This window comes from Candidatus Cloacimonadota bacterium, from assembly GCA_034722995.1.
GTDB lineage: Bacteria > Cloacimonadota > Cloacimonadia > JGIOTU-2 > JGIOTU-2 > JAGMCF01.
Window position 1 is genome coordinate 13,245 of the sequence record JAYEOL010000073.1, and the last position, 18,396, is coordinate 31,640.

The 18,396-nt window shown below is 34.5% G+C and carries 15 protein-coding genes; 13 read left to right on the forward strand and 2 right to left on the reverse strand.

Going from position 1 to position 18,396, the window contains the following annotated elements:
* The first annotated feature begins 42 nt into the window (after window positions 1-42).
* The 13 genes from dnaK to U9R23_08290 all read left to right on the forward strand — a co-directional run bounded on the left by dnaK (window position 43) and on the right by U9R23_08290 (window position 13,707).
* On the forward strand, window positions 43-2,004 hold the full coding sequence (gene dnaK, locus U9R23_08230) for a molecular chaperone DnaK (GenBank protein MEA3476408.1): 1,962 nt from the start codon (window positions 43-45) through the stop codon (window positions 2,002-2,004).
* Window positions 2,005-2,107: 103 nt separating this feature from the next.
* Window positions 2,108-3,265 (forward strand): molecular chaperone DnaJ, encoded by a 1,158-nt coding sequence (gene dnaJ, locus U9R23_08235; protein MEA3476409.1) that lies wholly within the window; start codon window positions 2,108-2,110, stop codon window positions 3,263-3,265.
* Window positions 3,266-3,537: 272 nt separating this feature from the next.
* Entirely contained in the window at window positions 3,538-3,744 is a 207-nt protein-coding gene (locus tag U9R23_08240) for a type II toxin-antitoxin system HicB family antitoxin (protein ID MEA3476410.1), read from the forward strand.
* Entirely contained in the window at window positions 3,741-3,962 is a 222-nt protein-coding gene (locus tag U9R23_08245) for a type II toxin-antitoxin system HicA family toxin (protein MEA3476411.1), read from the forward strand. Before U9R23_08240 ends, U9R23_08245 begins: the two co-directional genes overlap by 4 nt.
* Window positions 3,963-4,410: 448 nt before the next feature.
* The gene (locus tag U9R23_08250; GenBank protein ID MEA3476412.1) at window positions 4,411-5,397 is read left to right on the forward strand and encodes a Gfo/Idh/MocA family oxidoreductase; all 987 of its coding nucleotides are present in this window, start codon (window positions 4,411-4,413) and stop codon (window positions 5,395-5,397) included.
* A gap of 5 nt (window positions 5,398-5,402) precedes the next feature.
* The gene (gene asnS, locus U9R23_08255) at window positions 5,403-6,701 is read left to right on the forward strand and encodes an asparagine--tRNA ligase (GenBank protein ID MEA3476413.1); all 1,299 of its coding nucleotides are present in this window, start codon (window positions 5,403-5,405) and stop codon (window positions 6,699-6,701) included.
* Window positions 6,702-6,747: 46 nt separating this feature from the next.
* Window positions 6,748-7,419, forward strand: a complete 672-nt coding sequence (locus tag U9R23_08260; protein MEA3476414.1) for a hypothetical protein — start codon at window positions 6,748-6,750, stop codon at window positions 7,417-7,419.
* Window positions 7,416-8,288 (forward strand): site-specific DNA-methyltransferase, encoded by an 873-nt coding sequence (locus U9R23_08265; protein ID MEA3476415.1) that lies wholly within the window; start codon window positions 7,416-7,418, stop codon window positions 8,286-8,288. Before U9R23_08260 ends, U9R23_08265 begins: the two co-directional genes overlap by 4 nt.
* A 57-nt stretch (window positions 8,289-8,345) precedes the next feature.
* Window positions 8,346-8,756 carry a hypothetical protein gene (locus U9R23_08270; protein MEA3476416.1) on the forward strand — a complete coding sequence of 137 codons (411 nt, stop codon included), beginning with the start codon at window positions 8,346-8,348 and terminating at the stop codon, window positions 8,754-8,756.
* A 464-nt stretch (window positions 8,757-9,220) separates the two neighbouring features.
* The gene (locus U9R23_08275; GenBank protein MEA3476417.1) at window positions 9,221-9,979 is read left to right on the forward strand and encodes a prepilin peptidase; all 759 of its coding nucleotides are present in this window, start codon (window positions 9,221-9,223) and stop codon (window positions 9,977-9,979) included.
* Window positions 9,976-10,749, forward strand: coding sequence for a nucleoside triphosphate pyrophosphohydrolase (gene mazG, locus U9R23_08280; GenBank protein ID MEA3476418.1), 774 nt, complete (start codon window positions 9,976-9,978; stop codon window positions 10,747-10,749). Before U9R23_08275 ends, mazG begins: the two co-directional genes overlap by 4 nt.
* On the forward strand, window positions 10,736-11,962 hold the full coding sequence (locus tag U9R23_08285) for a HAMP domain-containing sensor histidine kinase (protein ID MEA3476419.1): 1,227 nt from the start codon (window positions 10,736-10,738) through the stop codon (window positions 11,960-11,962). The genes mazG and U9R23_08285 overlap by 14 nt, the downstream gene beginning before the upstream one ends.
* 203 nt (window positions 11,963-12,165) lie before the next feature.
* Window positions 12,166-13,707, forward strand: coding sequence for an NAD(P)H-hydrate dehydratase (locus tag U9R23_08290; protein MEA3476420.1), 1,542 nt, complete (start codon window positions 12,166-12,168; stop codon window positions 13,705-13,707).
* Between the two features lie 159 nt (window positions 13,708-13,866).
* Here the strand turns inward: U9R23_08290 and U9R23_08295 are convergent, their stop codons facing one another.
* Together U9R23_08295 and U9R23_08300 are read right to left on the reverse strand one after the other, a co-directional pair.
* Window positions 13,867-16,710 (reverse strand): T9SS type A sorting domain-containing protein, encoded by a 2,844-nt coding sequence (locus U9R23_08295; protein ID MEA3476421.1) that lies wholly within the window; start codon window positions 16,708-16,710, stop codon window positions 13,867-13,869.
* 398 nt (window positions 16,711-17,108) lie between these two features.
* A partial coding sequence (locus U9R23_08300) for a T9SS type A sorting domain-containing protein (protein ID MEA3476422.1) occupies window positions 17,109-18,396 on the reverse strand: 1,288 nt, incomplete at its 5' end.

Below are 18,396 nucleotides of genomic sequence, written 5' to 3' on the forward strand. Positions count from 1 at the left end.
TGGTGTCTTTGTGGTAAGAAAAAAATATAAAGGAGACAAAAAATGGGTAAAATAATCGGTATAGATTTGGGAACAACAAATAGTTGCGTCTCTGTTATGGAAGGCGGCAAGCCAACTATTATCCCAAATTCTGAAGGCGGAAGAACAACGCCATCTGTGGTTGGCTTCACAAAAGATGGAGAAAGATTGGTCGGACAATTGGCTAAACATCAACTTGTAACTAATTCAGAAAATACAGTTTATTCTGTTAAAAGATTTATGGGAAGAAAGAAAAGTGAAGTAACTCGTGAAGAGACAGAGGCTTCCTTCAAGGTAAAAGCTGGTTCAAAAAATGAAGTGATAATTCACATTCCTAATGAAAAGAAAGATTTCACTCCTCAAGAGATATCAGCATTCGTTCTTAAAAAGATGAAAGAAACAGCAGAACAATATCTTGGAACAAAAATAGAAGAAGCTGTTATCACCATTCCAGCATATTTTAATGATGCTCAAAGACAGGCAACAAAAGACGCTGGAAAGATAGCTGGATTAAAGGTAGAACGAATAATTAATGAACCAACTGCAGCTGCATTAGCTTATGGCCTTGATAAAAAGAAAGATGAAAAAATTGCAGTATATGATTTTGGAGGAGGCACATTTGATATATCTATCCTTGAAATTGGCGAAGGGGTCGTAGAAGTACTCTCTACTAACGGTAATACGCATCTTGGTGGTGATGATTTTGATAAAAGAATTTCAGATTGGATAATTGAAGAATTTAAAAAAAGTGACGGAATTGACCTCACCAAAGACCCAATGGCAATGCAGAGAATTCGTGAAGCTTCTGAAAAGGCAAAAATTGAATTAAGTGGAACTCAATCTACCAATGTTAACCTTCCATATATTACTGCAGATACCAGCGGTCCAAAACATCTATCTCTTAACTTAACCAGAGCACAATTTAACAGAATGATTGATGACCTGATAGAAGATAGCATAGGTCCCTGCAAATTAGCAATAAGAGATGCAAAAATAACCGTTGATGATATTGATGAGGTTATTTTGGTTGGTGGCTCCACTCGTGTCCCAGCAGTCCTTGATGCTGTTAAAAATTTCTTTAAAAAAGAACCTAATAAGAGCGTTAATCCTGATGAAGTAGTTGCAGTAGGTGCGTCCATACAAGGCGGAATCTTAGCTGGTGATGAAAATCTAAAAGATATTCTGCTTTTAGATGTAACTCCTCTATCATTGGGCATTGAAACCCTTGGCGGTGTGATGACAAAATTAATTGAGCGAAATACAACAATACCTGTAAAGAAAAGTCAGATATTTTCAACCGCTGCTGATAATCAAACTGCTGTATCTATTAATGTTTTGCAAGGTGAACGTGAAATGGCTGCACACAACAGGACTTTAGGGCGATTTGACCTTGTCGGCATTCCCCCTTCTCCACGAGGCATTCCTCAGATAGATGTTTCTTTTGATATTGATGCAAATGGTATACTTAATGTTTCAGCTGTTGACAAAGGAACTGGAAGGAAGCAACAAATTAAGATAGATAAAAGCGGTGCTCTTGATGAGTCGGAAATAGATAAAATGGTAAGAGAAGCAGAAGAACATGCTGAAGAAGATAAGAAACTGAAAGAACGTGTGCAGATGCGTAATGAATTTGATACATTGATTTTCACAACTGAAAAATCTCTTAAAGAACACGGCGATAAACTTAATCCAAAAGATAAAGAAGAGATTGAAAAAGCAATCAAAGAAGCAAAGGAAAAATTAACAAGTGAAGATATCGAAGTATTAAAAAAAGCCAGAGAAGAATTTGAGAAAAAAGCACAAAAAATAGGAGAAATTGTTTATCAAGAAACTATTAAACAGCAGCAAGCTCAACAAGCACAACAAGCAAAAGAACAAACTCACAAAGCTGAAGAGAAGACAAAAAAAGAAACATCAAAAAAGAAAACTGAACCCGGAGATGGTGAAGCTGTTGATGCCGATTTTGAAGTAGTTGATGATAAATAAAAAACAGGCCGCGAATTCACCCCGTGAAATATTTTTTATTCTAATCAGCAATCATTTCTTTTGATGTTATTTCACGAGGTGAATTCGCGGCAAAGATAAAAAGATGGCAAAAAGAGATTATTACGAAGTATTGGGTGTTGACAAAAATGCTGGTAGTAGCGAAATAAAAAGTGCTTACCGCAGACTTGCAATGAAGTATCATCCTGACAAAAACAGGGATGACCCAAATGCAGCTGAAAAATTTAAAGAAGCATCAGAAGCCTATGAAATTCTAAGTGACTCTAAAAAAAGAAACCTTTATGACCAATTTGGCCATGCCGGTGTTGATTCTCAGTTTGGTGCCGGTGGATTCCAATGGTCAAATTTTACACATGCTGGTGATTTTTCTGACATTTTTGGTGACCTTGGAGGAATATTTGAAAACTTTTTTGGAGGTGCTTTTGGGGGATTTGGAGCGCGAACTCGCCGCTATTCTGCCAATCGTGGGGAAGATTTAAAAATCTCTCTCTCGCTTACATTAGAAGAAATCGCAACAGGTGTTTCTAAAAAAATTAAAGTAAACACAAAAAGTGAATGCGAATATTGTCATGGGACTGGCTCTGCTGATGGCAAAATCTCCACCTGTCCACTATGCAATGGTACAGGACAGGTAAGACAGGTAAGACAGTCATTCTTTGGTCAGATGTCCACCATTGCTACCTGTCCAAAATGTCAAGGTAAAGGAACGATAATAAAAAACAAATGCACACACTGTTATGGAGAAGGACGAATTTCTAAAGTAAAAACTGTAAAAATTGATATTCCCGCTGGCGTTGCCGGCGGACAATATCTAAATCTACGAGGTCAAGGAAATGCTGGTAAACAAGGTGGACCTTCAGGTGATATATTGGTATTCATAAAAGAGAAAAGAAATGACATATTTGAAAGAGATGGACAAGATTTGATTTGCACTTTTCCAATAACCGTTAGTAAGGCTGTTCTGGGCGGAAGCATTGATGTTCCAACTTTACAGAAACATATTAAAATGAGGATACCTTCCGGAATTCAACCCGGAAAAGTTTTCAGACTTAGAAGTCAGGGATTACCATATCTTAACAGTTCAAGAAAAGGTGATTTATATGTTAAAATTATTGTTGTAATTCCAACTAAACTTTCAAGTGAAGAGCGTGAATATTATAAAAGATTAGAAATTTTCGACGAAAAAAGAAATTTAAAACCCGGGAAAACCTTCTTTGAAAAACTAAAAGAATACTTTGTTTAACGCTAACTACATCATATCAGAGGCAGACCCGCCTTAGGGGAAAAAACACATAAATGGCCACAATCCGCCTTTCAGTCTTAACCCTCAGACAGAGTAAATAAATCATTCTATTAAAATAGAAAAATTATTGACAGTATAATAACGCTTAGATTTTTTAGCAGACATCTCAACTGAACATATATATCTTATATATCTATAGAGTAAAAATAATAGGTCTAAAAGTTTAAGTATGTTCTTGTTAAATGACCTTGCAAGTTTTAGGAGGCAATAAAATGAGACAAATAATTATCTATCCAGGTGAAGATAACTATTGGGTCGCTGAATGTCCTAGTTTACCAGGATGTATTAGTCAGGGTAAAACAAAGGAAGACGCAATTACGAATATAAAAGAGGCTATACAAGGCTATATTATGGCACTTGAAGAAGATTGTCTTCCTGTTCCTGAAGAGCAGTTTGAAACATTAGTAGTTGCTGTATGAGCAAACTACCAAAAATTTCTGGATGCCAATGTGTCAACGCATTAGAAAAGATGGGATTCTACTTCAAACGACAGCATGGTAGCCATATTATACTTCGTAGAGATAAACCTTTTGCACAGATTGTTGTGCCTGACCATAAGGAACTTGATAGAGGAACATTACGAGCTATCATTCGGCAATCAGGACTCACTATTGATGAATTTATTAAGTGTCTATGACATTGCCATTTCATTTAACATTCCACTATATTCTTCTCTGCCTTCATGTCTATAATAGATTCAAAAAAATCTATCTTCTTGATAGGTGATCTCGTATGTGTATCTGAAGAAAAAGAAATAGAATCTGCAAAAAAATATTCGGCAAAAACAATTAGTTTAGGTAGTCATATAACGAGATGGCAAACAGCAGCAATAGCTATAACTGCAAATGCTTTCTTTTATCACATACAAAAAGACATATCGTTTTTATTAAACTGAAAATTATTGACAGATTAATAACCTCTAACTTTTTTAACTGTTATCGTAATAGCAAAGAATGAATTATAATCAAAAATAATCTAATAAGTTTCATGCCTGCCCTGTGAAATATTTTCTGTTTACTAATCATACTATTTTTCTTATCGGTTATTTCACGGGGTTATTTCGTGGTAAGATTATATAGGAAAATATGAAAATCGGAGTTATTGGCGTAGGACACCTCGGACAGCATCATGCACGAATTTTTTCAGAATTAGATGATTCTGAACTTGTTGGAGTATATGATATTGACTTTCAAAGAGCAGAGACTATTGCTCAACAAAATCATTGTAAGAAATTCCACTCAGTAAAGGATTTACTAAAAAGAGTTGATGCTGTAAGTATTGCCACTCCAACTACAACTCATTTCAATTATTGTAAAGAAAGTCTAAACATGGGAAAACACATTTTCGTTGAAAAACCAGTTTGCAGTAATTTAGAAGATGCAAAAGAATTGGTTTCTATTGCAGAAAATAACAATCTGAAAATCCAGGTTGGACATATTGAACGGTTTAATCCAGCAATTATGGCTCTTTCTAAAATTCTAATCAACCCAATTTTTATTGAGGCAAATCGCATAGCACCTTTTACACCACGAGGAAGTGATGTCCCAGTAGTTCTTGACTTAATGATTCATGATATTGATATTATCTTATCGCTGATGAGAAGTAGAGTAAAAAACATAAAGGCGGTCGGTATCCCTATATTAACAAATGATATTGACATTGCAAATGCAAAAATAGAGTTTAAAAATGGTGCACTGGCAAATATTACAGCGAGCCGTATCTCTTTAAAGCGAGAGAGAAAAATCAGATTCTTTCAGAAAAATATGTATATCTCCTTAGATTATCAAAAAAAAGATGTGCAGGTAGTTAAAAAAAGTGTTGAAATAGAACAAGTTATGAAAGAAATAATGTCAGGAAAAAGGCAGCCAGATATTTCAGAATTATATAATAGGCAAAAGTTGGAAATCATTGAAAAAGAACCATTAAAATCAGAACTAGAAAATTTTGTTGATGCCATTCAAAATAACAAACGACCCATTGTTAATGGGCAGGATGGATACGAAGCATTAAGAGTTGCTTTTCTGATTCTGAAAGATATTGAAAAACACAGAAAGGAATCTAAACTAATTTAGCACTTATGACAAAGAAAGTATATTTGAAAAACATTGATAAGTATGAGGGGAAAAAAGTTCTCATTGAAGGTTGGATTAGAAATAAACGCTCAAGTGGTAAAATCCAATTCCTAATAATTCGTGATGGCACTGATGAAATCCAGGCAGTTGCATTCAAACCAAACTTATCTGATGAAATATTTAATAAATGTGAATCACTAACTCTGGAATCATCAGTAAGAATATATGGAATAGTAAAACCAGAAAAAAGGTCTCCTGCTGGTTACGAGATTGAACTTACTGATATTGATATTATTCAGATTTCGGATGAGTTCCCAATTCAGAAAAAAGAGCACGGCATCACTTTCTTGTTAGACAACCGACATCTCTGGCTTCGCTCACGCAAACAAATTGCTATGCTAAAAATTCGCCATACAGTCTATTACGCAATTTGTGACTATCTGAATAATAATGGATTCTACAGATTTGATTCCCCTATATTGACTCCAAATGCTTGCGAAGGAACAACTACACTTTTTGAAGTCCCATATTTTGATAAAGGTTCTGCCTATCTATCACAATCAGGACAGTTGTATTTGGAACCTGGTATAACGAGTTTGGGAAGGGTTTATGATTTCGGTCCTGTTTTTAGAGCTGAAAAATCTAAAACTAGAAAACATCTTACCGAATTCTGGATGATGGATGCTGAGGCAGCTTTTGTTGAACATAAAGAAAATATGAAGATTCAAGAAGAATTGATTCGCTTTGTAATCAATTCTGTTCTTGAAAAAAATAAAAAAGAATTGAGTATTCTAAAAAGAGACATTGAAAAACTCAAGAAAGCAGATGCTCCATTCAAAATTATCACTTACAAAGAAATGATAGATATACTTCATTCCAAAGGTTTCAAAATAAAATATGGTGATGATTTGGGAGCTCAAGAAGAAGAAATGCTCACTGATGATTCAGAAGTCCCAATCTTTGTAGAAAAATGGCCTAAAGAAATTAAAGCATTTTACATGAAATTGGACAAAGAAAATCCTGGATTATCTTTATGTGCAGATTTAATAGCTCCAGAAAAATTTGGAGAAATCATTGGTGGCTCTCAAAGAGAAGATGATTGTGAAATTCTGAAGGCAAGGATAGAAGAAGAAAATTTGCCATTAAAGGATTATCAATGGTATCTGGACTTAAGAAAATACGGCTCTGTGCCGCACAGCGGTTTTGGAGTAGGACTGGAAAGATTGATTGGTTGGATGTCTGGAGTTAAACATATTCGGGAAGCAATACCCTTTCCAAGAATAATAAATAGGTTGAGCCCGTAGTATGATAACAGTTTGTCAAAAATTTAGTCTTTAAAGGAGACAAAATATGAACCAAGAATTAGCAAATGTAATAAAGATATATTCAACTGGAACTCATAAGGAATTGAGTAATTGCCTAATAGGAAAATCAAAAGATACTCTTATTGGAATATTGGTTGATTTATTAACAATGTACATAAATGATAAAAATTCATCAACTATACGAGAATTTATCACAGTTACTTTAGCAGGATACACACATAAGGAAGGAAAGATAGGTTACAATGGCTTTAGGCAAGACGCTTTTATTCCAGGAAAAACCATAATGTGTGAGGCAAAACCAAAAAATGTAGATACCAGTCTAAGAACTTTAAGGAAGCTTAATGGAGGTGGAAATTTCACAGATTTTACTTTTGGAAGATTAGAAAGATATAAACAAGAGAAAAACCTGAATATGCTAATAAGCGGTTTTGTTGATGGAAAACTTGTTTATATACTTGAGCTACCTTTTAATTATCCAGAATTTACAAATCATTTGGAAAGTCAATTACAACGAAGGTTTAAAAAGAAAGAGGATATTACTGGACAATTTTTAAGAAGTGCAAATTTTGATTACAAACACTTTATCAATTGCCCAAAATTAAAGGTAATTTACCTTTTGAATAAAAATAAATTAGAAATGTATAAATCCTATATCGTTAAAAACTTTTATGAATTTTTGGTAAGAAGGGCAGAATGAACCTGAACGAATATCTAGATAAAATTATTCAAGGGGACACTCTAAGGGTTTTAAAAACTTTACCAGAGGAAATTGTTGATGTGGGGGTAACTTCCCCTCCTTATAACAAAGGTGAAAACAAAAAGGGCTGGTTAGTTAGAAATGTAAAATATTCTGGTATTACTGATAAATTGCCCGAAGATTCATATCAAAAAAATCAAATTTTAGTCCTAAATGAACTTTTTAGAATTACTAAACCAGGTGGCTCGTTTTTCTATAATCATAAACTTAGGTGGGAAAGAGGAAGAATGTATCATCCTATGGATTGGGTAAGAAAAACAAAATGGACAATTAGACAAGAGATAATTTGGGATAGGATGATTGCAGCAAATATAAGAGGTTGGAGATTTTGGCAGGTAGAAGAAAGGATTTATTGGCTTTACAAACCAAAATGGAAACAATTAATAGGTGAAGAACTAAAATCAAAGCACGCATTATTAACTTCTATCTGGCGATTCCCACCTGAACAGAAAAACCCACATCCTGCGCCTTTTCCTTTAGCATTGCCAATTAGAGCAATTTACTCAATTATGGATGAAAAAAAGGGAGTAATAATTGACCCTTACTGCGGTAGTGGAACAACATTGGTGGCAGCAAAAGTATTAGGTCAGGATTTTATTGGCATAGAGATATCAAATGAATACATTAAATTTGCAGAAGATAGACTGCAAAACTATGAAAATGAATTGAAATATGCAAATGAGGAAATTGCAAAACATATTGTAATGAAGACATTTAAAGAGAGAAAAGAGAGGGGCGAGTTTACTGGCAGATATGGAAAAAATAACAGAATAGAAAATCATCAAAAAGCATTAGAATTATTTAAATGAAAAAAGTAAAACTGCCATAACATTAGCATAAAAAGTGAATCATTAAAAAGGAGTATTATGAAAAGACTATTTTTAATTATCTTTATTACATTTTCGGCTACTTCCCTATTTGCACAAAATGCAAGTATTCCTAAAGATGACCTGAAAAATATCTTCTCGTTTCCTTCACAATTCCATCTTAAAAATCTGAACACTTCGCATTCTTTTTCTATTTCAACTTTTTATAGTTCGGAATCTAAGAAATCAAAATATCTTACAAATTTTTGTAATAGTTTTCATTTTAAATTATCTCCTAAATTAAATGTGAAATTAGACCTAAATGTTATAAATTACGGGAACTTCAACACCACAGATAAGTATTTTCTACAAGGAAATACCAAAATTCTTCCAAATTTTCAACTTGACTATTCACCAAATCAGAATTTCCAATTCAAACTGATAATTAGAAATTTTCTAACTGTTCCTTAGTATATTAAAAATAGAATTTGTGTCCGTCTGGGCGCCGAGACCGATAATTTTTGGTTCACCCTTCGTAGTAACTACGGAGAACGGGCAAAAAATTATTCAATAAGATTAAATGACTAATTCAAAATTTCTAATTTCTAATAAAATTTCAAATATCAAATATCAAAAAATTGATCCTATAGAATCTCCGCCTACTCCAAGAAGGAGTAGCGACCTGTCTTCCGATCCATTCTCCGCCAGCAGGCGGATGAACAGGCAGTAAATCAGACTGGCAGATGATTTACATTTGGGTTTTGTCATTTTATTTGACATTTGAAATTAAGATTTAGAAATTTTTGGCTTTATTATTTTCCCTTTTTGGTTCTGGTTCACCATTCGGAGTCCCGATATAATCGGGACGGAGAATGGGCTTGTTCAAGTTAGGTAATTCTATTTAACAAAAAATATTATTTCCATAAAGGATATTAATGTTTATTTTCAAAATTGCGATAATTATTGTTTTAGGTTCATTTATCGGATGGTTTATTGGAATATTAGTTTATAGGCTTCCTCGTAGAATATCCGTATTTTCATCATCTACTTGTGATTATTGTAACTCAAAATTAAGATTTGTAAACAAAATCCCAATTTTAGGATACATTTTATCTTCAGGAAAATGTTCAAATTGTTTGCGAAAGATTCCATACTATTATATTCTTATTGAGATTTTAACCCCATGTTTATTTATTGGTCTTTATCTAGAATTTGGATTCTCCCTTCTCTTCTTCCAATATTCTTTATTGACTTTTTTATGTATTACGATATTTTTTACTGACCTATTTCATAGAATAATTCCAGATGTTTTAACTCTTCCTTTTTTGATTTCTGGACTTCTTTTTTCATTCTGGAACAACCTTGGTTTAATTGAGTCTATAAAAGGATTTATTTCAGGAAGTGCAATATTTATTATTATTGCAATCCTTTACAAAATGATAACGAAAAAAGAAGGATTGGGCGGAGGAGATATAAAATTAGTTGCAATGGTAGGAAGTTTTCTTGGGTTTAAACTTACTTTTTTTACGATTTTCTTGAGTTCATTTTTGGGTATGATAATTATTTATATTTCAAAGCACTACAGTAAAATGCCTGTCCCTTTTGGCTCCTTTATTGTTGTCGCTACATATATTAGTATCCTTTTCGGAAATCAAATTATTGAATTGTATTTAAATTTGTGGGGAGTTTCATGAAAGAATTTGATAAATTACTTAAGATAATGAATAAGCTTCGTAATCCTGAATGCGGCTGTCCCTGGGATTTGAAACAAACGCCTGAATCTCTCAGACCACATATGATTGAAGAGGTATATGAAATTTCTGATGCGATCTCCCAGAAGAATTTTGCGGCTCTGAAGGAAGAACTTGGGGATTTACTTCTTCATATTGTATTTCAAGCTAAAATAGCTGAAGAAAAAAGTCAATTCAATATGAAAGATGTGCTAAAAAAAATCAATGAGAAAATGATTGTAAGGCATCCTCATATTTTTGGGAATGAACAGGTTAAAAATGCTGATGAGGTTGAACATAATTGGGAAAAGATAAAAAAGAAAGAAAAGAAACATAGAAAATCTATCTTAGATGGATTGCCAAAATCCTTGCCATCACTAATTAAGGCTAAAAGAATTCAAAGCAAAGCTGCAACTGTTTCTTTTGACTGGGATAATATTGAGGATATTTTCAAGAAGTTTAAAGAAGAACTTGCAGAATTTGAACTTGAATACAAATCTAAAAATCAGGAAAAGATGTCAGAAGAGATGGGGGATATTTTATTTGTTCTGGTAAACATTGCGCGAAAACTAAATATTGACCCAGAATTTGCTTTAGAAAACACAATCAAAAAATTTATTAAACGTTTTAATTATATTGAGAAAAACCTTAAAGAAAAAATCTTTACAAGTAACTTAGAAACGATGGAATATTACTGGCAAAAATCAAAGGAAATTTCTGATGAAAAAAAGTAGAACTAATTCTCTTTTTATAAGATATTATTTTATTATTGGAAGTATTGTAATTATCCTATTTTTTGTTTTCTATACAAATTCTTTACTTCATAAAGTTAGAAAGGAATTAGAAGTTTTTCCAAAAATATATGCCAGATTTGCAGAAGTTTCTACTAAAGAAGATATTGAAAGTGATTTGCTTGAGATAATTCTAGCAGAAGTTGTTCAAAAAGTCAACTATCCAATAATTGTTACTGATGATAAAAATGTTCCCAAATGCTGGAAGAATATTGCTTTGCCTTCCAAAGATATAGATTCCCTTTCCAGAGCCGAGCAGGAACATATTAAGCAAATTATCCAGAAGATGAAAAAGAGTGAATCACATATCTTATTACAAGAACCAAATACAGGTGAAATAATCTCTAAAATTTTCTACAGTGAGTCTTCAACTATAAAAAGACTAAAATTCTTACCATATCTTGAATTTATTACCCTTATATTATTTATTGCAATTGGTACATTTGGCATAATCCTGATGAAAAAGAGAGAGCGAGAACATCTCTGGGTTGCATTAGCAAAGGAAACCGCACATCAGTTTGGCACACCTATTACTTCACTTATGGGCTGGATAGAATTGTTGAAATCAAAGATTTATACGAGTGACACAAATGAAGAACTCCCTAAAGTGCTCAATCAGATGAAATTGGATGTTCAACATCTTCAAGATATTGCTTCACGATTTGGAAAAGTGGGTTCATCTATTCAATTAAAAAAATCAGACCTTGATAAAACTATCAATGAAACAATTGAATATTTTACACCAAGAATGCCAAAAGGAAATCATAAAATAAACTTGAATTACATAAAAAAGACTGAAGATAATCTCTTTTACTTTGACCCGGATTTATTAAAATGGGCTCTTGAAAATCTAATCAAAAATTCTATTGATGCTATGAAAGATAAGTCTGGAAATATTTTTATAATTACCTGTCAAAAAGGTAAAAAGGTCTATATTCAGATTAAAGATGAGGGCATCGGAATCCCCAAAAATATTCAAAAATCCGTATTTGATACGGGGGTTACTACGAAAAATCGTGGATGGGGATTAGGATTAAGTTTGGCTAAAAGAGTTATAGAAGAGTTTCATAAAGGAAAAATTTATATTCTGCAAAGCGAAGTAAATGTTGGCACTACTTTTGAAATAATGCTTTCAGAATATAAAGAATGGATATAGGGTATAAGGATATAGGGGAATAATAGAACAATGCTATATTTTTTCAGGTAAATAAATTATAAAATTTCTGTATCCCCGCCTGCGGAAGCCACCTTCCATCCCAATTTTATTGGGACGGTCGCCGATGCTACAGAGTTTTGGTGACGGAGCGCGGACAGGCAAAGCGGCAGGCAGGTCTGCGGCAAAACATAGTGGAGGTAAATATGTTTGTATTAAGTCCTGAAGAGATGAAAAAATTTGACCAAATCACTACCCAGGAAATTGGTGTAGATGGCCTTATACTTATGGAAAATGCAGGGAAAAAATCAGCAGAAATCATAGAAAGTGAAATCCCGATATATCGGGACGATGATTCTATTGCAATTTTTTGTGGAACCGGTAACAATGGCGGCGATGGAATGGTTATTGCAAGATGGCTATTCAATCATGGCTATGATGTTTGCTGTTTTATTGTTGGTGAACAATCCAGTTTCTCTTCTCTTGCAAAAAAGAATTATGAAATTCTAAGAAAATTGAATTGCGAAATACAATTCGTAAAAACCAAGAAGGATGCAGAGAAATTAGCTAACCAATTGTTAGAATTTGATGTGGTTGTTGATGCAATATTTGGTATTGGTTTAAAAGGTGAAATAAAAGGTTATAGAAAAGATATTATTGAAGCAATAAATGAATATGCTGAATTAGTTGTTGCTGTTGATATTCCTTCAGGAGTAAATGCTAAAACTGGAAAAGTTGCAAATGTTGCAATAAATGCTGATTTTACAATTACAATGGCAGACTTAAAATATGGACATCTCCTTTTTCCAGGAAGAGAATTATGTGGAGAGACTTACATAGTTGACATTGGTGTCTCTCCTAAAATCTATGCTGAAAATCTTCCAAAAGCAGAAATGATTGACAATATTGATGATTTCTTTCCACCAACAAAACAAAATACGCATAAAGGTGATTTTGGTAAAGTAGCCATTATTGCCGGCTCTCCCGGATTTACAGGTGCTGGAATAATGGCATCAAATGCTGCTCTGGAAATGGGGGCAGGTTTAATAACACTTCTTCATCCAAAAAGTCTATCCCAAATTTTTGAGTCATCTCTAACTGAAGTTATGACAAAAGGAATAGCTGAAACCAAAGATGGAACTATCTCTCTTAATGCTTTGGATGAGGTAAATTCCTTTATAGAAAATTGTGATGCAGTAGCTATTGGTCCAGGAATTTCACGAAATCAAGAAACTGCAAAATTCGTGAGGAATTTTCTAATTAATAATAACAAACCAACAGTAATTGATGCTGATGCAATAAATGCATTTGAAAATCAGCCCGAAGAGCTAAAAAAACTAAGTAGCAAACCTTATATTTTCACACCACACATAAAAGAGTTCTCACGATTAAGTGGATTACCAATGAATGAAATTAAAAAAGATGAGCTAAATTTTGCAACTGAATTTGCTAAGAAGTATAATTTAATACTTTTACTTAAAGGGAGCACTTCAATTATTACCAATGGAGATAAAATTACATTTAATATAACTGGAAATCCAGGATTAAGTACTGGCGGTAGTGGAGATGTACTGACAGGTATTATTTTAGCATTATTGGGACGAGGATTCTCACCTTATGATGCAGCAAGAGTCGGAGCATATATTCATGGCAGAACCGCTGATATTATTGCAGACGAAATTGGTGAGATTTCTGTAACTCCAACAAAATTAATAAAGAATATTTATCGGTGTTTAAAATCTGATTAAAAGACAAAAAAAGTCCCAACCATTTAAGATTGGGACTTTTTAATATACAAATATATAAAACTACTTCATCAGAATTTATTCTACGAAGCACAACTTCGTCCCGAATACCCGTTCTCCGTAGTACTACGAAGGATGAATAGGGACTTCGTAATGTAAACTTTAGCGTAGTAGGACCATTTTCTTGGTTTCACTAAATGTTGTAGTTTTTAATTTATAGAAATATATTCCATTTGCCAAGTCTTTTGGATACCAAACTGCTTCTCCATCTTTTCCATAAACAGTATCAATTAATTGGCCGATGATATTGTAAATCTTAATTTTTACTTTCCGATTCCTATTACCCGCAATATTGTATTTTATGATAGTTGAGTTTTTAACAGGATTTGGATAATTTTGAAGAAGGTAATCATTTTGTGATATAGGCGGCTCATCTATACCTTGTCCACCACTTGTATCAACAACTGCTCGCATCATAATATTTTGTGGGATACCAGTTGTATAATCAAACCACATTCCACCTGTATATTGATAACTTCTATTAAACGCTGGACCATCTGTATCCACTCCAATCAAGCTACTACTTGCTGGTTCCATCCATCCAATATAGAAATCACCATCACTAATAACAATGTTATAATCATCAGGAATAGTTATAACTGTCCAATCATCTTCTACCAGGTCAGAAATTGGAACAAAAAGCACTGGATCAATCAATTGTGTTCCTGGCAATCCGCCTGTTCCATCGTCATCCCAAACCCTGATAATGAGCTGAGACACAATAGATGTAAGGTAATATTTTAATCTTATCAGCTTAACTGGATAGCAAGTAGGAGTGATACGAACAGCAAGGCAGTTCATGACCGCACCGGCACAGTAACCACTTTCAGCAGAACCATCATCATAGGCTAATTCTTGGGCACTTGCAATCTCAACAAAAACTCCGGGTGGTTCATTAGAATATCCACTTTCTCCTTCATTATAAACCGCTGTAACAACATAATAATAAGTATTCCCTGCCTCAACTGTATCATCTGTATACAAAGTATCTGTTATACCTGTTTGAATTGGATCATCATAATCACCACTTGTAAGACTGCGGTAAACATTATAACTATTTGGTTGAGGAACAGTTGGATAGGTTGTTGTGCAACGAACTCCAAACTCACCATCTGGTAATTGATTTGCTGCTGCAACATCTTTCCAGAGTGCCCATGAGCCACCTGACAGCACATAACTATGCTCACTTGGAACAGTGGTTTCATCTAATGCACAATCAATTGTTGAGCTACATTCAAAAGCAATAATGAAATCATTTTCAACATCCCAACTGACCGTATAAGTTGCTGGGGTTCCAGCCTGTGTTTCTATTGGCATAGTATAAGTTGGTGTACTTGAATAAGTTGCACCAGATTTTTCAAAAACTCCAAGCGTTGTTGGACCAAAAAGAGAATAACTAAACACTGTAAACTCTTGAATTGTGCAAGCTCCGCCAACAGGAAAATCTTCCCCAATATAGCCTGATCCGCTTGAGAAGCTAATGGCATTTTCAAATGTTCCATCGTCCCATTGCATTTCACCGCCTAAACCTGCGGGTGCATCCCAGGTTAGGTCTACAAATCCAGTTTCCATATTATACTCTGCATTCAGGTTAGATGGTGGAAGTACATCTAAAGTGGATAAAACCTCAAAATTATCTACATGAAACCCAATAGTAGTTGGGTCATCGGCATTGGAATGTAATCCTACTCTAAATTGTACCGAGTCCGCATGTCCGTCTAAACAACTAATATCATTATATCCGGGCCAACCTGCCGAAAATGGAGTCCAGGTATCAATTGAGCCTGTAAAAACATAGTTGTCTATACCTGGGTCTTGTAAAGGATTACTAATAGAATTAAATGAAGTCCATTCGCCTGTGGCTTGGTCTAAATACCTTATTTCTACATAAATAAAATCACAATCCGGGAAAGTGCCCTCGTCAAGTCCAGTCTTTACGAACATATCCCAGGTAACATCTACATTATTTGGATAAGCAATTTCGGGACTGATAAAGAAATTTTCCATATTTGGATTGTATGTACCTGTTGCAGGGTCAAAACAACCAATAGCATAAATAGGTGAAGGTGCAGCTGTGTCCTCATAAATATGCCATAAATCTCCACCAACAGGAACCAAAGAACTCATTGTAAAACCGGTCTCATCTTCTCCATCATTATAAAAAACACCTGCAACATCAATATTATCAACAAATACACCTATCAAATCCGGGTTATCAAGGGTACAATATGCAGGGTCAGAAGCAAAGGCAAAACGAATCATAACATCTTGTCGTAAATATTCCTCTGGGATGGTGATTTCAGTATAAATCCATCCTCCTGTGAATCCACCCCAACCGGGAATTCCAGGGATACCGCTCGGGCATTCTCCGTGCTCAAAACCAAAGCTATACATACTACTACAATTGTATTCAGGGGTACAATCAGTAAGAATTGTCCAGCTAACTCCATAATCATCTGAAATTCTGATATTGAATCCATCCCACCCATCAAAGGGTGCAGTTGCGCCTGCTGGGTCTTCAATTGCTCTGAACTGATAGAATGATAAAGTTAAAGTTCCTGATGATGGCATAGTAATAACAGGTGTATCCAGCACTTGATACCAGTGGTCAAGATAACCTCCATTGGGTCCAATTTCCGGGTCACCCATCATCCAGGATTTTCCAGAACCTGAATAAGCATTAAAAGTATCCGTATGCCATGTGGCTGGTACAGCTGTTTCATCAAGTGATATCCAACCTGGAGCTCCTGATTCAAAATCTTCAAAAAATACTTGAGTCCAATCACGAGTAACTGTTGAGCCGTTAATTTCAATGGGCGTATCACTTCCTGCAATGATTTGAACAGGATTTACTTTGACTTCTTTTGCAGTAATTATCTTTGAGTCTGCATAAGAAAATCCTGCTACTAATAATATTACAGCAATGACTGTAATAATCTTTTTCATCTTTTCTCCTTTCAAAATCCGCCTAAATTTTTTAAAGACTAAAAAGCGAATTTTATTTCTTTTAAATTTTTCAATTTAACTAAATTCATTTCTTTTTTAATATCAATGTCAAGTTTTTTGAAATAATTGGAAATTTATATACCGCCAAAGATTGAGAAGTAAATATTACAACTGTCAGGGAATGGTCCCTGACAACCCAGAGAAACTGTCAGGGAATGGTCCGTTCTTCGTCCCGATTTTTTCGGGACTGCGAAGGATGAATCCCTGACAGCTCGGAAAAACAAAAAAAGGGAAGAGGATTTTCATCCTCTTCCCAATAAACATCATCTCCAAAGAGATTATCTCATCAGCATTTATTCTCCGAAGCTTCTTGATATCCGAAGCTTTAGCGAAGGATATTAGCGAAGGAGAAGCATCTTCTTAATGAATGTCTTCTTATCAGCTTCTAATTTATAGAAATATATTCCGTTCGCAAGTCTGTAATTTCCATTGCTGCCATTCCAGACAACCGTATGATTTGCAGGATTCATCTCTTCATCAATTAGTGTTGCAACCAACTGTCCTCTCATATTGTAAACGGACAGTTTAACATGAGATTTTGCTTTAAGACTAAATGAAATTGTGGTTGAATGACCGAATGGGTTCGGGAAGTTAGAATTGAGCTTAGTAACTGAAGGAATTTCACCAGTTCCTACTGAAGGTGGTCCAACTGTAAATGTAACAGAAATAACTGTGTCTCCAATATCAGGATTAGCAGTATTTACATGGATATCTGCGTAATAAGTAGTATTATTTTCTAATCCTTCAGAATTTGCAGTTACGGTCAGTGGGGCAGTAGTTGATGGGTCAATTGTTCCATCGCCTGGAACAACAGTCAACCACGGTGGTATACCACCACCCAGCCATAGAATTATAGCATCAATGAGATCTGTTTGAACTGTAGGCTCAGTAATTGCTGCAAAGGAAGCTGCAGTAAATACAGTTCTGAATGTCATTGCATCATACTGGATTCCACATATACCTTCTGGAGTAGGACTGGTAATATTGAACATATCTTGACCCACATGATCAGTAAGCCAGTCAATAAAGAGACCTTCTTTGTCTGTAGTGTAGATATCCTGGACAAAGAAATTATATCCTTCAGCAAGAGAACCTGCACATCCTTCAATACTTGCCGAATCTGGTAATTCAATTATCCAATTATCTTGAGTAACAATTCTCATACCGAGATAATCATAAGGGAATTGACCTGCAGAGAAGCTTCCGGCAGATGGATATGAAGCCCAGAAGTAGTCTTGAGCAGAGAGGAATAATGTACCGCCTCCATCAAGATATGCTGCAAGATTTATCTCATCATTATCAGTCATACAATCGTGACCATAGTAACCCCATACTTCACCAGAGAACCAGATTATAACATCATATAACTGCATAGTAGCCAAATCCGGTCCATCCTGAGTTAAGTCGGTTACTTCATGGTATACATAATCGGTATAACCAGCTGCAATAAGAGCTGCTTCAAAGTATGCCCAATCATCAGTAAAACCAACAACAGAACTACTTCCATCTCTGTCAACACACAGAATAGATTGACGACTCTTATCATATACATATTCAATATCTATGTCAAAATCAACAGGACCTGTACCAATATTTTCAACATATAAGGTATCAACAACAGAGTCA